This is a genomic window from Nocardioides coralli (assembly GCF_019880385.1).
GTDB lineage: Bacteria > Actinomycetota > Actinomycetes > Propionibacteriales > Nocardioidaceae > Nocardioides > Nocardioides coralli.
The window spans coordinates 2,550,549-2,566,876 of record NZ_CP082273.1 but is presented as its reverse complement, the minus strand read 5'-3'; the positions used below and the strand labels follow the sequence as shown (position 1 = coordinate 2,566,876).

General features: G+C 72.0%; 14 protein-coding genes and 2 tRNA genes. 13 read left to right on the top strand and 3 right to left on the bottom strand.

The genetic code is table 11. The features are described 5' to 3' along the window. Complete coding sequence (locus K6T13_RS12505) at positions 1 to 822, top strand: alpha/beta hydrolase (RefSeq protein ID WP_222894891.1); 822 nt, start codon at positions 1 to 3, stop codon at positions 820 to 822. A gap of 62 nt (positions 823 to 884) precedes the next feature. Here K6T13_RS12505 and K6T13_RS12500 read toward each other — a convergent pair whose 3' ends face one another. Continuing rightward, positions 885 to 2,147, bottom strand: a complete 1,263-nt coding sequence (locus K6T13_RS12500) for a GNAT family N-acetyltransferase (protein WP_222894890.1) — start codon at positions 2,145 to 2,147, stop codon at positions 885 to 887. 66 nt (positions 2,148 to 2,213) lie between these two features. On the opposite strand from K6T13_RS12500, the gene K6T13_RS12495 reads away from it, so the two are divergent. The 7 genes from K6T13_RS12495 to tig all read left to right on the top strand — a co-directional run bounded on the left by K6T13_RS12495 (position 2,214) and on the right by tig (position 6,993). Next, positions 2,214 to 2,783 carry an LURP-one-related family protein gene (locus tag K6T13_RS12495; protein WP_249423768.1) on the top strand — a complete coding sequence of 190 codons (570 nt, stop codon included), beginning with the start codon at positions 2,214 to 2,216 and terminating at the stop codon, positions 2,781 to 2,783. A 59-nt stretch (positions 2,784 to 2,842) separates the two neighbouring features. Then, positions 2,843 to 3,343: a ribose-5-phosphate isomerase gene (locus tag K6T13_RS12490; protein WP_222894889.1), complete on the top strand. Its 501-nt coding sequence runs from the start codon at positions 2,843 to 2,845 to the stop codon at positions 3,341 to 3,343. Next, on the top strand, positions 3,336 to 4,184 hold the full coding sequence (locus K6T13_RS12485) for an Fpg/Nei family DNA glycosylase (RefSeq protein WP_222894888.1): 849 nt from the start codon (positions 3,336 to 3,338) through the stop codon (positions 4,182 to 4,184). Before K6T13_RS12490 ends, K6T13_RS12485 begins: the two co-directional genes overlap by 8 nt. Before the next feature lie 7 nt (positions 4,185 to 4,191). After that, entirely contained in the window at positions 4,192 to 5,277 is a 1,086-nt protein-coding gene (locus tag K6T13_RS12480) for a PP2C family protein-serine/threonine phosphatase (protein WP_222894887.1), read from the top strand. A 76-nt stretch (positions 5,278 to 5,353) separates the two neighbouring features. Then, a tRNA-Gly gene (locus K6T13_RS12475) sits at positions 5,354 to 5,427 on the top strand. Positions 5,428 to 5,462: 35 nt separating this feature from the next. After that, positions 5,463 to 5,535: transfer RNA gene (locus tag K6T13_RS12470), tRNA-Pro, on the top strand. A gap of 66 nt (positions 5,536 to 5,601) precedes the next feature. Next, positions 5,602 to 6,993 (top strand): trigger factor, encoded by a 1,392-nt coding sequence (tig, locus tag K6T13_RS12465; RefSeq protein ID WP_222894886.1) that lies wholly within the window; start codon positions 5,602 to 5,604, stop codon positions 6,991 to 6,993. A gap of 66 nt (positions 6,994 to 7,059) precedes the next feature. Here the strand turns inward: tig and K6T13_RS12460 are convergent, their stop codons facing one another. Next, positions 7,060 to 7,866 (bottom strand): LLM class flavin-dependent oxidoreductase, encoded by an 807-nt coding sequence (locus tag K6T13_RS12460; RefSeq protein WP_283247923.1) that lies wholly within the window; start codon positions 7,864 to 7,866, stop codon positions 7,060 to 7,062. A 200-nt stretch (positions 7,867 to 8,066) separates the two neighbouring features. On the opposite strand from K6T13_RS12460, the gene K6T13_RS12455 reads away from it, so the two are divergent. The 5 genes from K6T13_RS12455 (at position 8,067) to K6T13_RS12435 (ending at position 13,600) form a co-directional block, all read left to right on the top strand. Then, positions 8,067 to 9,230 carry an esterase/lipase family protein gene (locus K6T13_RS12455; RefSeq protein WP_222894884.1) on the top strand — a complete coding sequence of 388 codons (1,164 nt, stop codon included), beginning with the start codon at positions 8,067 to 8,069 and terminating at the stop codon, positions 9,228 to 9,230. 364 nt (positions 9,231 to 9,594) lie between these two features. Further along, positions 9,595 to 10,182: an ATP-dependent Clp protease proteolytic subunit gene (locus K6T13_RS12450; protein WP_222898282.1), complete on the top strand. Its 588-nt coding sequence runs from the start codon at positions 9,595 to 9,597 to the stop codon at positions 10,180 to 10,182. A 4-nt stretch (positions 10,183 to 10,186) separates the two neighbouring features. Next, positions 10,187 to 10,795, top strand: coding sequence for an ATP-dependent Clp protease proteolytic subunit (locus K6T13_RS12445; protein ID WP_222894883.1), 609 nt, complete (start codon positions 10,187 to 10,189; stop codon positions 10,793 to 10,795). A gap of 144 nt (positions 10,796 to 10,939) precedes the next feature. Further along, on the top strand, positions 10,940 to 12,223 hold the full coding sequence (gene clpX, locus K6T13_RS12440; RefSeq protein WP_222894882.1) for an ATP-dependent Clp protease ATP-binding subunit ClpX: 1,284 nt from the start codon (positions 10,940 to 10,942) through the stop codon (positions 12,221 to 12,223). Between the two features lie 105 nt (positions 12,224 to 12,328). After that, positions 12,329 to 13,600, top strand: coding sequence for a hypothetical protein (locus K6T13_RS12435; protein WP_222894881.1), 1,272 nt, complete (start codon positions 12,329 to 12,331; stop codon positions 13,598 to 13,600). Between the two features lie 105 nt (positions 13,601 to 13,705). On the opposite strand, the gene valS is transcribed toward K6T13_RS12435, so the two are convergent. Further along, a complete protein-coding gene (valS, locus tag K6T13_RS12430) occupies positions 13,706 to 16,315 on the bottom strand; it encodes a valine--tRNA ligase (RefSeq protein ID WP_222894880.1) in 2,610 nt (869 codons plus the stop codon). Positions 16,316 to 16,328 lie beyond the last annotated feature (13 nt).

Below are 16,328 nucleotides of genomic sequence, written 5' to 3'. Positions count from 1 at the left end.
ATGCAGGTCGCGTCGGAGGAGGAGCTCGCCGCGCTCGCCGAGGTCCGCGCCACGGCGGAGGCCGAGGCGACCCGGGAGGAGCGGGTGCCGGTCGACCGGGTCGAGGACGTCGACGCCGGCGGCGTGCCGGCCCGGCTCTACGTGCCGCCCGGGCCGCGTGGCGCACTGCTCTACCTCCACGGCGGCGGCTTCGCGCTGGGGTCGCTGGTCACCCACGACGGGTTCGCACGGCGCCTCGCCGTCCGTACCGGCTGGGCCGTGCTGATGCCGGACTACCGACGCGCGCCGGAGCACCCCTGGCCGGCGGCCGACGTCGACGCGGGACTGGCCGGCGACTGGCTCGCCGGGCAGGGGTTCGACCGGCTGGTGGCCGTCGGCGACTCCGCGGGCTCCGCGCTGGCGATCGGCGAGACGCTGCGCCACCCCGATCGCTACGTCGGTCAGGTGCAGGTCTACCCGTTCGTCGACCCCTCGTGCGCGTCGTACGACGCCGAGCTCGTGGGCGCCGACCTGTCGGTCGAGCAGTGCCGGGTGTTCTGGCGCCTCTACCTGCAGGGGGCCGACGCCGCGACCGACCCGGCCCTCCACGTGCTGGAGCAGCCCAGCCTCCGCGGCCAGCCGCCGACGCTCGTGCAGCTCGCCGAGCTCGACGTGCTGACGCCGACCGGACGCCGCTACGCGGAGCGGCTGGCCGAGGCCGGGGTGCCGGTCCGGGTGGAGGTCTACCCCGGTGTGCAGCACGGGTTCTGGCGCCGTGCCGACAGCGACCAGCACCTGCCGGCGCTCGGCGCCGTGGCCGACTTCCTCGCCTCGCTCGCCTGAGCGTCCCCCCGGTGGGCGCCGAGCGGCCAGGTGCCGACGACCACCGGGCAGGCGTCGGGCCGTCAGAAGCCGAAGGCGGCGGCCGGGGCGACGTCGGCCCGGAACGCGCGGCCGAGCTCCGTGACCGCGCCTGACCGGTGCTCGAGCACGACTCCGGCGCGGTGCAACCCCGCCAGCGGCGTGCCGCCCAGGAGGATCGCGCCCAGCGCGGCGACCGGGAGCGTGATCTCGGCCGCGCCGTCGGCCCTGGTCGCGCGCCCCTCGCCGCCGGCGACCTCGATCCGCCAGCGACCGGCCTGCCACGGTGCCTGGTCGTCGAGGACCTCCACGACGACGTCGCAAGCGGCGGTGTAGGAGCGCTGCGGCACCGCGGCCCCGAGGTCGACCACACGCAGCCACAGGTTGTCGACCGGCACGGCCTCGGTGTCGGCACGGGGCCCCATCCAGTGCAGCAGGGGATCGTCGAGACCGATCTCCGGCAGCTTGACGGTGCCCATCAGGTCGAAGTCGACGAGACGACGGAGCAGGGCGAGCTCCGCTGCCGGCTCGCCCACGAGTGCGTGCACCTCGAGCGTCCCCGCCGGGCGGTTGCGCTCCCACTTGTGGCTGCGTCGGAACGCCGCGTGCCCCACGTCGACCCCGCCGCGGGTCGCGACCAGGAAGCGACGGCGCTCCTTGTCGCGCAGCTCCTCGGGGAGCTCGCGCAGGATGCCGGCATAGAAACCGGGCTCGCCCACGACCATCCCGGGCGTCCGCGAGGCCACGCGCAGGTCGCACTCCCGCAGCCGGTGCGCCAGCGCGTCGCCCGTCTCGGTCGCGAGCGTCGTCCGGACCTCGCCGGCGGCGTCCTCGAGGTGTGGGGCGGTGAAGGTGGTGCCCCGGCCGAGGGACAGGCTGAGCGCGGTGCTCGCCAGGCCGTAGCCGTACCGGCCGTAGATGGCCGGCTCGCTGGCGTGCAGCGCGGAGATCGCGACACCCTCACGACGGGTCTGCTCGACGTGGTGGCGCATCATCGCGCTGAGGACGCCCTGACGGCGGTGGTCCGGGTGGACGCCGACCCAGGTCAGACCGGCGCACGGGACCAGGTTGGCGCCGTCCTCGGCCGGCAGCGCCAGCTGGAGCGGCCGGACGCCGTAGATGCCGGGGTAGGACGCCGGGGAGGCACCGTCGACGTGGGCGGCGAACCGCTGGGCGGGAGGGACGCCGACGAGCTGGTCGGCGACGGGCAGGTCGACCTCCTCGTCGAACCACACCAGGCTGTCGGTCGCGACGTAGCGCTCGTCGTCGGTGGCGCGGTCGACGCGGACCGCGGGCTTCTCGGACATGCCACCAGAGTGCCGGGGTCCGACGGGTCGCGCCAACGGGATTCGCGGCTCACTAGGCTCCCCGCCATGGCCGCCGAGATGCACCTGCCGCTCTTCTACGTCCAGCAGAAGTTTGCGATGACGACCAACCGCTACACGCTGCTCGCCGCCGCGCCCGACGGCTCCCCGGGACACCTCATGGGCGTCGCGCAGCAGAAGCGCATGGCTTTCAAGGAGCAGGTGACCTTCTACACCGACGAGAGCCGGAGCCGGGCGGTCTTCGGCTTCAAGGCGCGGGCCCGGATCGACCTCGGCTCGGGGTACGACGTCACGGACGAGTCGGGGTCCCAGATCGGCTTCTTCCGCAAGGACTTCGGCGCCAGCCTGCTCCGTTCGACCTTCCACCTCGAGGGTCCCGGCTACACCGGCACCGGGCAGGAGCGCAGCCTGGCCGTCGCGCTCGTACGACGCGTCACCGACCTGCCGTTCCTCCCGATCCACTTCGACTACACCGATGCCTCCGGGGCTCCCCTCATGAGCGTGGAGCGTCAGGCCGCGGTGCGCGACAAGTACACCGTCCGCGTCCCAGACCCCCGGGTGGACTTCCGGGTCGCCGCCGCGGTCGCGGTGGCGATGGACGCGCTCATGTCGCGCTGACCCGCGCCCGGGGCGGGCGGCCCGGCGTCCCGCCGGAGGGGTCTGGGAGACTTCCGCGCATGCGCGTCCACCTCGGCTCCGACCACGCCGGCCTCGACCTCAAGGACCACCTGCGGCGCTGGCTCGCCGACCACGGCCACGAGCCCGTCGACCACGGTCCCTTCGTCTACGACGCCCAGGACGACTACCCGGTCTTCTGTCTGCGCGCCGCGGCGGCGGTCGCCGACGAGCGGGCCGCCGGCGACGACAGCATGGGCGTCGTGATCGGCGGCTCCGGCAACGGCGAGCAGATGGCCGCCAACAAGGTGGCGGGCGTGCGGTGTGCCTTGGTGTGGTCGGAGGAAACCGCGGTCCTGGCGCGGGAGCACAATGACGCCACGGTGATCTCGGTCGGCGGGCGGCTCCACAGCCTCGAGGAGATGACCCGCTTCGTCGAGGTCTTCCTGGCCACCCCGTTCTCCGGCGACGAGCGCCACGTGCGCCGGATCGGGCAGCTCGCGGCGTACGAGACCTCGGGCGACCTGCCGCCGCTGCCCGCCTCGGCGCAGGGTCATGCCTGAGGGACACACCCTCGCCCGTCTCGCCGCCGACATCACCGGTGCCTTCGCCGGTCGCCCTGTCCGGGTCTCCAGCCCGCAGGGACGGTTCGCGGCCGACGCCGCGCAGCTCGACGGCTCCGTGCTCGTCGGTGCCGAGTCGGCCGGCAAGCACCTGTTCGTCGAGCTGGCGGGGGACCGGTTCGTCCACGTCCACCTCGGGCTGATCGGCAGCTTCGACGTGCGCGCGGGCGTCGCGGAGGTCCCCGCGCCGGTCGGCCAGGTCCGGCTGCGGCTGGTGGCCGACCACCCCGACGGGGCGTCCTACGCCGATCTCCGCGGCGCGACCCGCTGCGACCTCGTGGGGCCGGCGCGCCGCGACGAGGTGGTGGCCGGCCTCGGGGCAGACCCGCTGCGCGCCGACGCCGACCCCGACCGCGCCTGGCAGCGGATCCGGCGCAGCGACCGCCCCATCGGCGACCTGCTCCTCGATCAGGCGATCGTCGCAGGTGTCGGCAACGTATACAGGGCCGAGGCGCTGTTCCGCGGCCGGATCCACCCGCTGCGGCCCGGCCGGTCGCTGCGGGTGGGCCAGTGGCGCGCGATGTGGCAGGACCTCGTCGAGCTGATGGCCGAGGGCGTCCGGCTCGGACGGATCGACACCGTCCGCCCGGAGCACACCCCCCAGGCGATGGGACGCGCGCCGCGTGAGGACGACCACGGGGGAGAGGTCTACGTCTACCGACGCACCGGCCAGCCCTGCCTGGTCTGCGGGCGCGCGGTCCGCACCGAAGTCCTCGCCGGACGAAACATCTTCTGGTGTCCGCGATGTCAGCCCGCGTTCCGTTCCCGAGCCGTACAGTGACCCAGCGATGAGTCAGACGTCAGGACCGCGGGTGCGGTCCCGCTCCGCGCGAGCGTTCCTGCGCCGCAGCAGCTCCCCCGAAGCCCGGACGCTGCGCCTGCTGGTCGTGTTCTCGCTCGTCATCGCGGTCCTGGTGTGGTTCCTGCCCAGCTACGCCCCGCTGACGCTGCTGATCCTCCCGATGCTGCTCGGCAGCCTCAACCTCGGACCCCGGCCGCTGCCGTGGTTCGTCGTCTTCCTGCTGCTCCTGCTGGTGCTGCTGCTGGCGCGGCAGCCCGAGATCAATCCCCGACTCGTGGCCGCCATCGGCGTCATCTTCGCCGCCGGCTTCATCATCCTGCTGACCTCGTTCCGGCGGAGCCGGCTCGGTGTGGGAGGTGCGCAGGGCGAGTCGATGCTGGTCGACCTCCGCGACCGCATCCTCAGCCAGAGCAGCATCCCGCCGCTGCCGCTGGGCTTCCACGCCGAGACCGCGCTGCGGTCGGCCGGGGGCACTCCGTTCGCGGGCGACTTCATGGTCGCCGTACGCCCCAAGGACGACACCCGGCTCGAGGTCGCGGTGGTCGACGTCTCGGGCAAGGGCGAGGAGGCCGGCACCCGGGCCCTGCTGCTGGCCGGTGCGCTCGGCGGCCTGATCGGTGCCCTGCCGCCCGCGGAGTTCCTGCCGGCTGCCAACGACTACCTGCTCCGCCAGGACTGGGAGGAGGGGTTCGCCACGGCGATCCACCTCTCCCTCGACCTCACCACCGGCGCCTACGAGATGCGCAGCGCGGGCCACCCGCCCGCGGCCCACCGCGCCGCCGGGTCCGGACGGTGGTCGCTCCGGTCCGATCCCGGCCCTGCCCTCGGTCTGCTCGACACCACCGACTTCCCCGTGACCGAGGGCGTGCTGCGGTCGGGCGACGCGATCCTGCTCTACACCGACGGCCTGGTCGAGACCCCCGACAAGGACATGAACCTCGGCATCGACCGGATGCTGGGTCAGGCCGACCAGCTGCTCCGGGGCGACTTCGAGGGGGGAGCCGAGCGGCTCATCCGCGCCCTCGGGTCGCGCTACGACGACCGGGCGCTCGCGCTGGTCTACCGCCGCTGAAGGCCGTCGGTTTCGGGGGCCGTGGCCCTCTGTGGCACGATGGCCTGCGCCCAATTCGCTGCGGCGGGGTGAGCGTGCGGATGTAGCTCAATGGTAGAGCCCCAGTCTTCCAAACTGGCTACGCGGGTTCGATTCCCGTCATCCGCTCCAAGGGGTCACCGGCGCCGGCCGAGGGGCCCACTTGGCGGGGCGTAGCGTAGTGGCTAGCGCGCCTGCTTTGGGAGCAGGAGATCGCAGGTTCGAGTCCTGTCGCCCCGACTCCTGTGGTCGACCCCTGGCCACGCCCGCAGCAGGACCACGACGACACGACAGAGGAGACAACCGGTGAAGAGCGCCGTCGAGACCTTGAGCCCGACCCGGGCCAAGCTGACCGTCGAGGTGCCCTTCGAGGAGCTCAAGCCGAGCCTCGACGCGGCCTACCGCAAGATCGCCCAGCAGATCAACGTCCCCGGCTTCCGCCGCGGCAAGGTGCCGCCCAGCCTGATCGACAAGCAGGTCGGCCGGGGTGCGGTCCTGGACCAGGCGATCAACGACGTCCTCCCGCAGAAGTACATCGAGGCGCTGCAGGAGAACTCCCTCGAGCCGCTGGCCCAGCCCGAGATCGAGGTGACCAAGCTCGAGGACGACGACGTGCTCGAGTTCACCGCCGAGGTCGACGTGAAGCCCGAGATCACGGTCCCCGACTACGAGGGTCTCGAGGCCCAGGTCGACGACGTCGAGATGACCGACGCCGACGTCGAGGAGCAGGTGCAGGCGCTGCGCGAGCGGTTCGCCACCCTGCTCGACGTCGACCGCGCGGCTGCCGACGGTGACTTCGTGGTCATCGACCTCGAGGCCACCAAGGACGGCGAGGTCGTCGAGGGTGCCGAGGTCTCCGGCATGTCCTACCAGGTCGGCCGCGGCGGCATGCTCGACGGCCTCGACGAGGCCCTGGTCGGCATGGCCGCGGGTGACGAGAAGACCTTCACCTCGCAGCTGGTCGGCGGCGACCTCGTCGGCGAGGACGTCGAGGTCGCGGTCGCCGTGACCAAGGTCCAGCAGCAGGAGCTGCCGGAGCTGGACGACGAGTTCGCCCAGATGGCCAGCGAGTTCGACACCGTGGCCGAGCTGCAGGACGACGTCCGTGAGCGGCTGGGCCGGGGCAAGCGCCTCGAGCAGGCCGCGGCCGCGCGCGACGCCGTGCTCGAGGTGCTCCTCGACAAGGTCGAGGTGCCGCTGCCCGAGGGCATCGTGACCGACGAGCTCAACTCCCGTCGCCAGCAGGTCGAGCAGCAGCTGATGTACGCCGGCCTCACGATGGAGAAGTACCTCGAGGACGAGAAGCAGACCGTCGAGGAGTTCGAGGCCGAGCTCGAGCGACGTACCCGTGACGCCATCACGGCGCAGTTCCTGCTCGACGCGATCGCCAAGAGGGAGGAGCTCGGCGTCGACCAGAACGAGCTCTCCCAGCACCTGGTCCGCCGGGCCCAGCAGTCCGGCCAGGACCCGCAGGAGTTCGCGAACCACATGTTCGAGCACAACCACATCCCGGAGCTCGTCCAGGAGGTGCTGCGCGGCAAGGCGCTGGCCACCGTCGTCGAGAGCGCAGTCGTCAAGGACGCCTCGGGCAACGTGGTGGAGCTGAAGAACCTGCAGCCCGACGGCACGATCGGCGAGCCGGAGGCGGCTGCCGACGAGGCCGACGAGGCGACTCCGGAGCCCGCCGAGCAGGCCTGACGGCTCACGTCGTCGAGCGCCCCGCACCCACCGGTGCGGGGCGCTCGTGCGTCCGGAACGGGTCCGTCAGTCCGACCGGGGTCCGTCGCGGATGACACCGCGCACCAGGTCGGGGGTCACCGACGTGGGGTCGAGCTCGGTCAGCCACCAGGTAGCTCCGGCCGAGGCGAACCGGCGCGGGTCGCTCGACACGGGCAGACCGACCGCCACGTCGTACGGCTCGTCCGGGCGCCCGCGCAGGTCGTCGATCGCGGCGACGGACTCGGCCAGCTGGTCGGGGTGCTCGATGTTGACCGGCACGTAGCCCTGGTGGCGAGCCGCCCGCTGCAGCGGTTTCCGTCGACCGGCAGACCCCGCGACCCAGACGGGGATCCCTTCGCGACGATGGGGGAGCGGGCGGATCTCGACGCCGTCGATCCGGTAGTGCTCCCCGTGGTGGTGCACGGGCTCGCCGGACCAAGCGGCCGCGAGCACGTCGAGTGACTCGTCCAGCATCCGCGCCCGCCCGCGCGGGTCGGTGCACTCCCCGGTGCTGGCGAACTCGCGCCCGAAGCGGTCGTCGCCCAGGCCCACCCCGAGCACGAGACGGCCGCTCCCGAGCCCATCGAGGGTGACGGTCTCGCGGGCGACCTTCAGCGGGCGCCGACGTGCCAGCGGCGTGACCATCGGCCCGAACCGGATCGCCTCCGTGGCCGTGGCGACCGCGGCCAGGGAGATCCACGGGTCGGCCACGTCGCGGACCGGTCGCTCCCAGCGCAGGTGGTCCCAGACGAATGAAGCCGTGCCACCCGGCGGCCTCGGCCTCGACCGCCAGGGCGGCGACCAACCGCGGATCCGCCAGCTCGTCGAAGAGCGGTAGCCACAGGCCCCCACGCAACGAGCTGCTCGGACGGTCCCGACGAGGTCGGCCGGGTCCGGTGCTGCGCCGCTGATCCTTCGGTGACATCGGCCCGGTCTCCTCACTGGTCACGCGTCTCGTGCGCAGAACGACCCTCGCACCCCCGAGGACTCATCGGAGAGGACGACTCGCTTGTCAGAGTACGTGTGTGCACTGACCTTGATAGCGTGTCCGCATGGGTCGCAGTGGTCCGGGTGTGGCCGACGCGCTCGCGCTGGTCGCCGACGTGGCCGACCAGCTCGTCGTGAGCTCGGTCCGGGACACCCACCTGGCCTGGCTCGATCGTGCCCACGGCGTACGTCGTCGGCGACCGGGCGCGCGGCCCGGCCCGGCCGAGCTGCTCCACCGGGGCATCGCGGCCGGTGTCTACGGCGGCCTCGGCGTCGCGTTCCGGGCGACGTCGCGGGGGCTCGGCGCGGCCGCTGACCGCGGGTGGGGGCCGGCCCTCGACCAGGACCCCCGAGGACGGTTCCTGGCCTCAGCCGTCAACGGGTTGGTCGGCGACCGCCTCGAGCGGGAGCGGCCCCGGATGGCCATCCCCCTGGCCGTGCGGCGCGCCGGCGCCGACGTCGGCCTCGACCGAGGCTCGCTCGCTGCAGCCTTCCCCGACGCGAACGGCCAGGTGGCGGTCTTCCTGCACGGGCTGTGCGAGAACGAGTCCCACTGGGACAGGGGCCGCCGCGACCGTGGGACCACGTACGGCGAGACGCTCGCCCGCCGGGGGTGGAGCCCGGTCTTCCTGCGCGCCAACACGGGCCTGCCGCTGCGTGAGAACGGGGTCGCGCTCGCCGCGCTGCTCGACGAGCTGGTGACGCAGTGGCCGGAACCGGTCACGCGGCTGGTGCTGGTCGGGCACTCGCTCGGCGGTCTGGTGGTGCGGGCGGCCGCAGCCGTCGCCACCGGCCGCGAACCGGCGTGGACGTCCCTGGTGACCGACGTGGTCACCCTCGGCACGCCCCACCTCGGCGCCCCCCTGGCCGGGCAGGTCGCAACCGGCAGCGGGCTGCTGGCGCGCTTCCCGGAGTCCGCGGCGTTCGGTCGCGTCCTCGACTGGCGGTCGGTGGGCGTGCAGGACCTCGTCGACGGGCTGGCTGAGGACGTGCCGGCCCTGCCGCACGCGCGCTACCGCCTGGTCTCGGCCACGCTGACCCGGACGCCGCGGCACCCGGTCGGGGCTTGGCTGGGCGACGGCCTGGTGCGGGTGCCGTCGGCGTACGGCCGGGTCGGGCCGGTCGACCTCTTCCCCGGCGCCGAGGTGCTGCACGTGCCGCGGGCCGGTCACTTCGACCTGCTCAACCACCCGGACGTGGAAGGCGCGCTGGTCCGCTGGCTGGCGTGAGGGCTGCGCTGGTCGAGCCTGTCGAGACCTCACGTTGGTCGAGCTTGTCGAGACCCCGCGTTGGTCGGGCTTGTCGAGACCCCGCGTTGGTCGGGCTTGTCGAGACCACCTGTGACCCTCCAGGTGCTCCTCCGGTTTCGACGCGGCCGTCGCGACCTCGTGCCTCGGTCGCGGGCCTTGCTCGACCTCCCCGCGCCCACGCGCCGCCCTCGTTCCTCGGGCGCCGCTGCGCGGGGAACGTCCGCTGTGCGCGAACAGCGGCCGGATGCCCGTGGAAGAGTCAGACCTTGCGGCTAGGGTCGCAGTCGTGAACCAGAACCCCAGCCCCTCGCTCTCCCCGGAGGCCAACGGCGCCGGCGCCTCGATGTACGGGCTCGACGACCACATCTACCAGCGGCTGCTGCGCGAGCGGATCGTCTTCCTCGGCTCGGAGGTCCGCGACCAGAACGCCAACGCCATCTGCGCCCAGCTGCTGCTGCTGTCCGCGGAGGATCCCGACGCCGACATCTTCCTCCACATCAACAGCCCCGGTGGGTCCGTCGACGCCGGCATGGCGATCTACGACACCATGAACTACATCCCCAACGACGTCGCCACGGTCGGCATGGGCCTGGCCGCCTCGATGGGCCAGTTCCTGCTCTGCGCCGGCGCCAAGGGCAAGCGCTACGCCCTGCCCCACGCGCGGATCATGATGCACCAGCCGTCCTCGGGGATGGGTGGCTCCGCCTCCGACATCAAGATCCAGGCCCAGCAGTCGCTCCACCTCAAGCAGGTGCTGCTCGAGCTGATCGCCCGTCACACCGGCCAGGACCTGGAGCAGGTGACGACCGACGCCGACCGCGACCGCTGGTTCACCGCCGACGAGGCCCGCGACTACGGCTTCATCGACCAGGTCATCACCAGCGCCCGCGAGGCCGCCGACGAGGGTCGCCCGGCCCACGAGAAGGACTGAAACCATGAACTACTACATCCCCCAGTGGGAGGAGCGGACCTCCTACGGGTTCCGCCGCATCGACCCCTACGCCAAGCTCTTCGAGGACCGCATCATCTACCTCGGGACGCCGATCTCCGACGACGTCGCCAACGCGGTCATCGCCCAGCTGATGTGCCTGGAGTCGATGAACCCCGACCAGGACGTGCAGATCTACATCAACAGCCCCGGCGGCTCGTTCACGGCCCTCACGGCGATCTACGACACGATGAACTTCATCAAGCCCGACGTGCAGACGGTCTGCATCGGCCAGGCGGCCTCCGCGGCCGCGATCCTGCTCGCGGCCGGGGCGGCGGGCAAGCGCACCGCCCTCCCCAACAGCCGGATCCTGATCCACCAGCCCTACACCGAGGGCACGTTCGGCCAGACCTCCGACATCGAGATCCAGGCCAACGAGATCCTGCGCATGCGCGAGCTGCTGGAGAAGATGATCGCCGACCACAGCGGCCGCGACCGCGACCAGGTCAGCCGCGACATCGAGCGCGACAAGATCCTCACCGCCGAGCAGGCCGTCGAGTACGGCTTGGTCGACGCGGTGATCCAGCCGCGCAAGGGTGCACCCGCGCTGGCATGAGACGACACGACGAGTTCCTCGTGTCAGCCCCCCTCGGAGGGCGGCACGGGGTACCGTCGTCTGGCCCCCGTTCGCGGGGGCGGGAGAATGTGGACGAAGCCGGCGCGACCCCTGAGCGCCGGACGGACCGGAGGGTGATGGGCTGTGGCACGCATCGGTGACGGCGGCGACCTGCTGAAGTGCTCCTTCTGCGGCAAGAGCCAGAAGCAGGTCAAGAAGCTCATCGCCGGCCCCGGCGTCTACATCTGCGACGAGTGCATCGACCTCTGCAACGAGATCATCGAGGAGGAGCTCAGCGAGGGCGGTGAGGTCAGCCTCGAGGAGCTGCCCAAGCCCCGCGAGATCTTCGACTTCCTCAACTCCTACGTCATCGGCCAGGAGCAGGCCAAGAAGTCGCTCGCCGTGGCGGTCTACAACCACTACAAGCGGGTCCAGGCCGGGCTGCAGCCGACGGTGGGCAAGCACGCCAAGGAGGAGTCGGTCGAGGTCGCCAAGTCCAACATCCTCATCATCGGCCCGACCGGCTGCGGCAAGACCTACCTGGCCCAGACCCTGGCGCGCATGCTCAACGTCCCGTTCGCCATCGCCGACGCGACGGCGCTCACCGAGGCGGGCTACGTCGGCGAGGACGTCGAGAACATCCTGCTCAAGCTGATCCAGGCGGCCGACTACGACGTCAAGAAGGCCGAGACCGGGATCATCTACATCGACGAGATCGACAAGGTGGCCCGCAAGGCCGAGAACCCCTCGATCACCCGCGACGTGTCGGGTGAGGGGGTGCAGCAGGCGCTGCTCAAGATCATCGAGGGCACCACCGCCTCGGTGCCGCCGCAGGGTGGTCGCAAGCACCCCCACCAGGAGTTCATCCAGATCGACACCACCAACATCCTGTTCGTGGTGGGTGGGGCCTTCGCCGGGCTCGAGCACATCATCGAGCAGCGGGTCGGCAAGAAGACGCTGGGCTTCACCGCCGAAGTGCGCGGAGCCGCGGAGCGCGAGGCCGAGGACCTGCTGACCCACGTGCGCCCCGAGGACCTCACCAAGTTCGGGCTGATCCCCGAGTTCATCGGGCGGCTCCCGCTCATCGCCAGTGTCAGCAAGCTCGACCAGGAGGCCCTGGTCCAGATCCTCACCGAGCCACGCAACGCCCTGGTCAAGCAGTACCAGAAGCTCTTCGAGCTCGACGGCGTCGAGCTCGACTTCACCGAGGACGCGGTCAAGGCGATCGCCGACAAGGCCATGGAGCGTGGCACCGGCGCGCGCGGGCTGCGGGCGATCATCGAGGAGGTCCTCCTGCACGTCATGTACGACGTGCCCTCCCGTGGCGACATCGGCAAGGTCGTGGTCACCGAGGAGGTCGTGCGCGACGAGGTCGCTCCCACGCTCGTGCCGCGCGCGGCTGAGCCCAAGAAGAAGAAGTCGGCCTGACCGACCGGACCATTCCATCTGGTCATTTCGGGCCATTTCGGCGTGCCCGCCTTGGACTGGGGGTGTCGGCGGTCGAGACTGAACTCGCCTCGGAAGGACCCCCTCATGCAGCGACAGCACCTCCGCCCCCTCGCCGCCTACTTCATGGTGGCCGGGCTGTGCGCGTTCGTGCTCACGCAGCTCCACACACCGCAGCCGCCGGGGGTGCCGAGTGCCGAGGCCCCGCAGGTGGTGACGACCAGTCCGGCGCCGACCGATCCGCCGTCCGAGACACCCGGGGCCGCCACGCTCGAGCCCAGCGGCACGGAGGCGCAAGATGGCGCGGGCCAGGCGACCAGCGAGCCGCCGGTGACCGGGTCCGAGCAGGACAGGGACGTCGCGGGACCGCCTGACTGGCTGGTGGACACACCCGGTGGTGGCGTAGGTGGGGCAGCCTCCCCGGACTCCGGGCCGGGCGGAGGCGCGTCGACCGCGACCCCGCCGTCCGCCGCCACACCCGCGGCCGGCGGTGACGCACCGGCCGCCGCGGCTCCACCGTCCACCGGCAGCACCGACGCGTCCGCGGGGCCGGCTCCGGGTGCCGCGCCGACCGGGGAGAAGGGACCCTCGGGTCCGGTCGCGGCGCCCGCAGCCGGCGGAGGCTCGCCCACCCCGGACTCAGCAGGCCCCCAGGCGGCCCCCCAGGGGTCCCCCGGGCCCCAGGCCCCGCAGCCGCAGCCTGCTCCTGCGCCGGAGGACCCGGTGGCCCCCGACGGAGGTCCAGAGCTCGACGACTCCGAGCCCGACTCGGTGCTGGAGGAGCTGCTGCCGCTCGCACCGATGCCCGAGGGCTCCGACCGCGACCCCGGCGACCCGGTCCTGCCGGACACCCCCGCGACCGAGTCTGACGAGGAGCCGACCCCGACCGAGGACGGAGTCGGTGGCACCGGTCCGGCAAGCGAGCCGGACTCCGACGAGCAGGACTCCGACGAGCAGGACTCCGACGAGCAAGAGGCCGACGGACAGGACGAGGCAGGTCAGCCGAACCCCGGGCAGCAGGAGAGCGCCGGGCAGGGCAGCACCGGGCAGAACACCACCGGTCAGAACAGCGCCGGTCAGCCGAGTCCCGCGCAGCAGGACGACGCAGGTCAGGCGAGTCCCGGGCAGCAGCAGACCGCCGGGCAGGGCAGCGCCGGACCGCAGAAGACCGCCGGTCAGGGTGCGGGGCAGGGCGGCGCGAGTCAGCCGAACGCGGGACGGGGCGGCGGTGGCGACCGCGGTGACCGGGACGCGAGGGACGACCGCAAGGACCGGGACGACCGCGACGACCGGGATGACCGCGACGACGAGGACGACCGCGACGACCACGACGACGAGGACGACCGCGACGACGGGTAGGACCGGTCGGGGGCAGCCGCGCGACGAGGGAGCCGCCGACAACCGCGAGCCGCGCGCCGACGTCGGTCGTCAGCTACCAGCCGGCTCCGCCGAGCGCTGTGGACCTCAGCCTGCCTCGGCGAGCTCGGCGGCGACGCTGATGCCCTCCGCATCGTCGCGCACCGTGAACACCAGGTCGCCGCTGATCTTGCCGGCGGCCCGCAGGTCGTCGGCTGCCCGCTCGACCTGGCGGACCTGGGCCTCGGGGCCGGAGATCTCCACGCGCGACAGCGGTGCCTTCATCGACACCTTCGCCTGCGACTTCGCGCCCCGGATCCCGATGAGCGCCGCGGCGACGGCGTCGATCATGGCGGCCGGTGCGGCCGCGGCCGCCCCGAGGTCGGCGCTCACCGGCCACGACGCCCGGTGGATCGACCCTTCCTGCCACCACGACCAGACCTCCTCGGTCACGTAGGGCAGGAACGGCGCCAGCAGCCGCAGCTGCACCTCGAGGGCGATCGCGAGCGTGGCGCGCGCCGACGCCGTACGCCGGTCGTCGGGATCGCCGTAGGCGCGTTCCTTCACGAGCTCCAGGTAGTCGTCGCAGAACTCCCAGAACAGCTTCTCGGTGACCTCGAGGGCCGTGGTGTAGTCGTAGGCGTCGAAGGCCTCGGTGGCGCGGTTGACGACGACCTCGAGCCGTCCGAGCAGGGCGCAGTCGACCGGCTCGGAGACCGCCGCGTGGTTGAGCTCCGTGGCGCCCATGCCCAGCACGAACCGGGAAGCGTTGAGGACCTTCATCGCGAGCCGGCGACCGACCTTCATCTGGCTCTCGTCGAAGGGGGAGTCGAGGCCGGGACGGGCCATTGCCGCCCGCCACCGGACCGCATCGGCACCGAACCGCTCGAGGATGTCGGTGGGCACGACGACGTTGCCCTTCGACTTCGACATCTTCTTGCGGTCCGGGTCCAGGATCCAGCCGGACAGCATCGCGTGCGTCCACGGGACCCGGCCGTGCTCGAAGTGCGCCCGCACCACGCGACCGAACAGCCAGGTGCGGATGATGTCGTGCCCCTGCGTGCACAGGTCCATCGGGAAGACGCGCTCGAAGAGGTCGTCGTCGGTGCCCCACCCACCGGCGATGTGGGGGGTCAGGGAGGAGGTGGCCCACGTGTCCATCACGTCGGGGTCGCCGATGAAGCCGCCGGGCTCGCCGCGCTGCTCCTCGGTGTAACCGCGCGGCGCGGCGGTCGACGGGTCCACCGGCAGCTCGTCCTCGCTGGGCATGAGCGGGTGGTCGTAGTCCGGCTCGCCGTCCTCGTCGAGGGGGTACCAGACAGGGAACGGGATGCCGAAGAAGCGCTGACGCGAGATCAGCCAGTCGCCGTTGAGGCCGCCCACCCAGTTGTCGTAGCGGTGCTGCATGTGGGTGGGGACCCACGTGATCTGGCCGCCGTCCTCGATCAGCTCGCGGCGCAGGTCCGCATCGCGGCCGCCGTTGCGGATGTACCACTGCCGGGTGGCGACGATCTCCAGCGGCTTGTCGCCCCGCTCGTAGAAGTTGGCCATCCGCTGCGTGGGGGTGGGGTCGCCGTCGAGGTCGCCGGCCTCGCGCAGCTTGTCCACCATCGCCTCACGTGCCGAGAAGACGGTCTTGCCCTTGAGGTCCTCGTAGGCCTCCGCTGCGGGCTCGTGGGAGAGCCAGGCGGGCGTCTCGCGCGAGAGCCTGCCGTCGCGACCGATCAGCGTGCGGACCGGCAGCTGCAGCTCGCGCCACCACATCACGTCGGTGAGGTCGCCGAAGGTGCAGCACATGGCGATGCCCGCACCCTTGTCCGGCTCCGCGGCCTCGTGGGCCAGGACCGGGATCTCCACACCGAAGACCGGCGACGCGACGGTGGTGCCGAACAGGTCGGCGTACCGCTCGTCGTCGGGGTGCGCGATCAGCGCGACCACGCAGGGGATCAGCTCGGGGCGGGTGGTCTCGATGTGCACCGGGCTGCCGTCGGCGCGCCGGAAGGCGATGCGGTGGTAGTGCCCGGCGTACTCACGGGCCTCGAGCTCGGCCTGGGCCACGGCGGTCTGGAACGTGACGTCCCACAGTGTCGGCGCCTCGGAGAGGTAGGCCTCGCCGCGGGCGAAGTTGCGCAGGAACGCACGCTGGCTGACCGTCTGGGCGGCGGCGCCGATGGTGGTGTAGTGCTGCGACCAGTCGACCGAGAGCCCCAGGGTGCGCCAGAGCTGCTCGAAGACCTGCTCGTCCTGCTCGACCAGTTCTTCACAGAGCGCGATGAAGTTGGGCCGTGAGACCGGCACCTGCTTCTTGGGGTCCGGCTTCTCGGGCGGCGTGAAGTCGGGGTCGTAGGGGAGCGACGGGTCGCACCGCACGCCGTAGTAGTTCTGCACGCGGCGCTCGGTGGGCAGGCCGTTGTCGTCCCAGCCCATCGGGTAGAACACGGTCTTGCCGCGCATCCGCTGGTAGCGGGCCACGAGGTCGGTGTGGGTGTAGGAGAAGACGTGGCCGACGTGGAGCGAGCCGCTGACCGTCGGGGGCGGGGTGTCGATCGAGTAGACGTTCTCGCGTGGCTGTGAGCGGTCGAAGGCGTAGGTGTCGTCGGCCTTCCACTGCTCGGCCCACTTCGACTCCAGCCCCTCGAGCGCAGGCTTGTCGGGTACGACGACCGGGCGCCGCTCGGCGCTCGTCGCGGTCGTTGCCTGCGCAGTGCTGTCGCTCATAACGGGAAAGCCT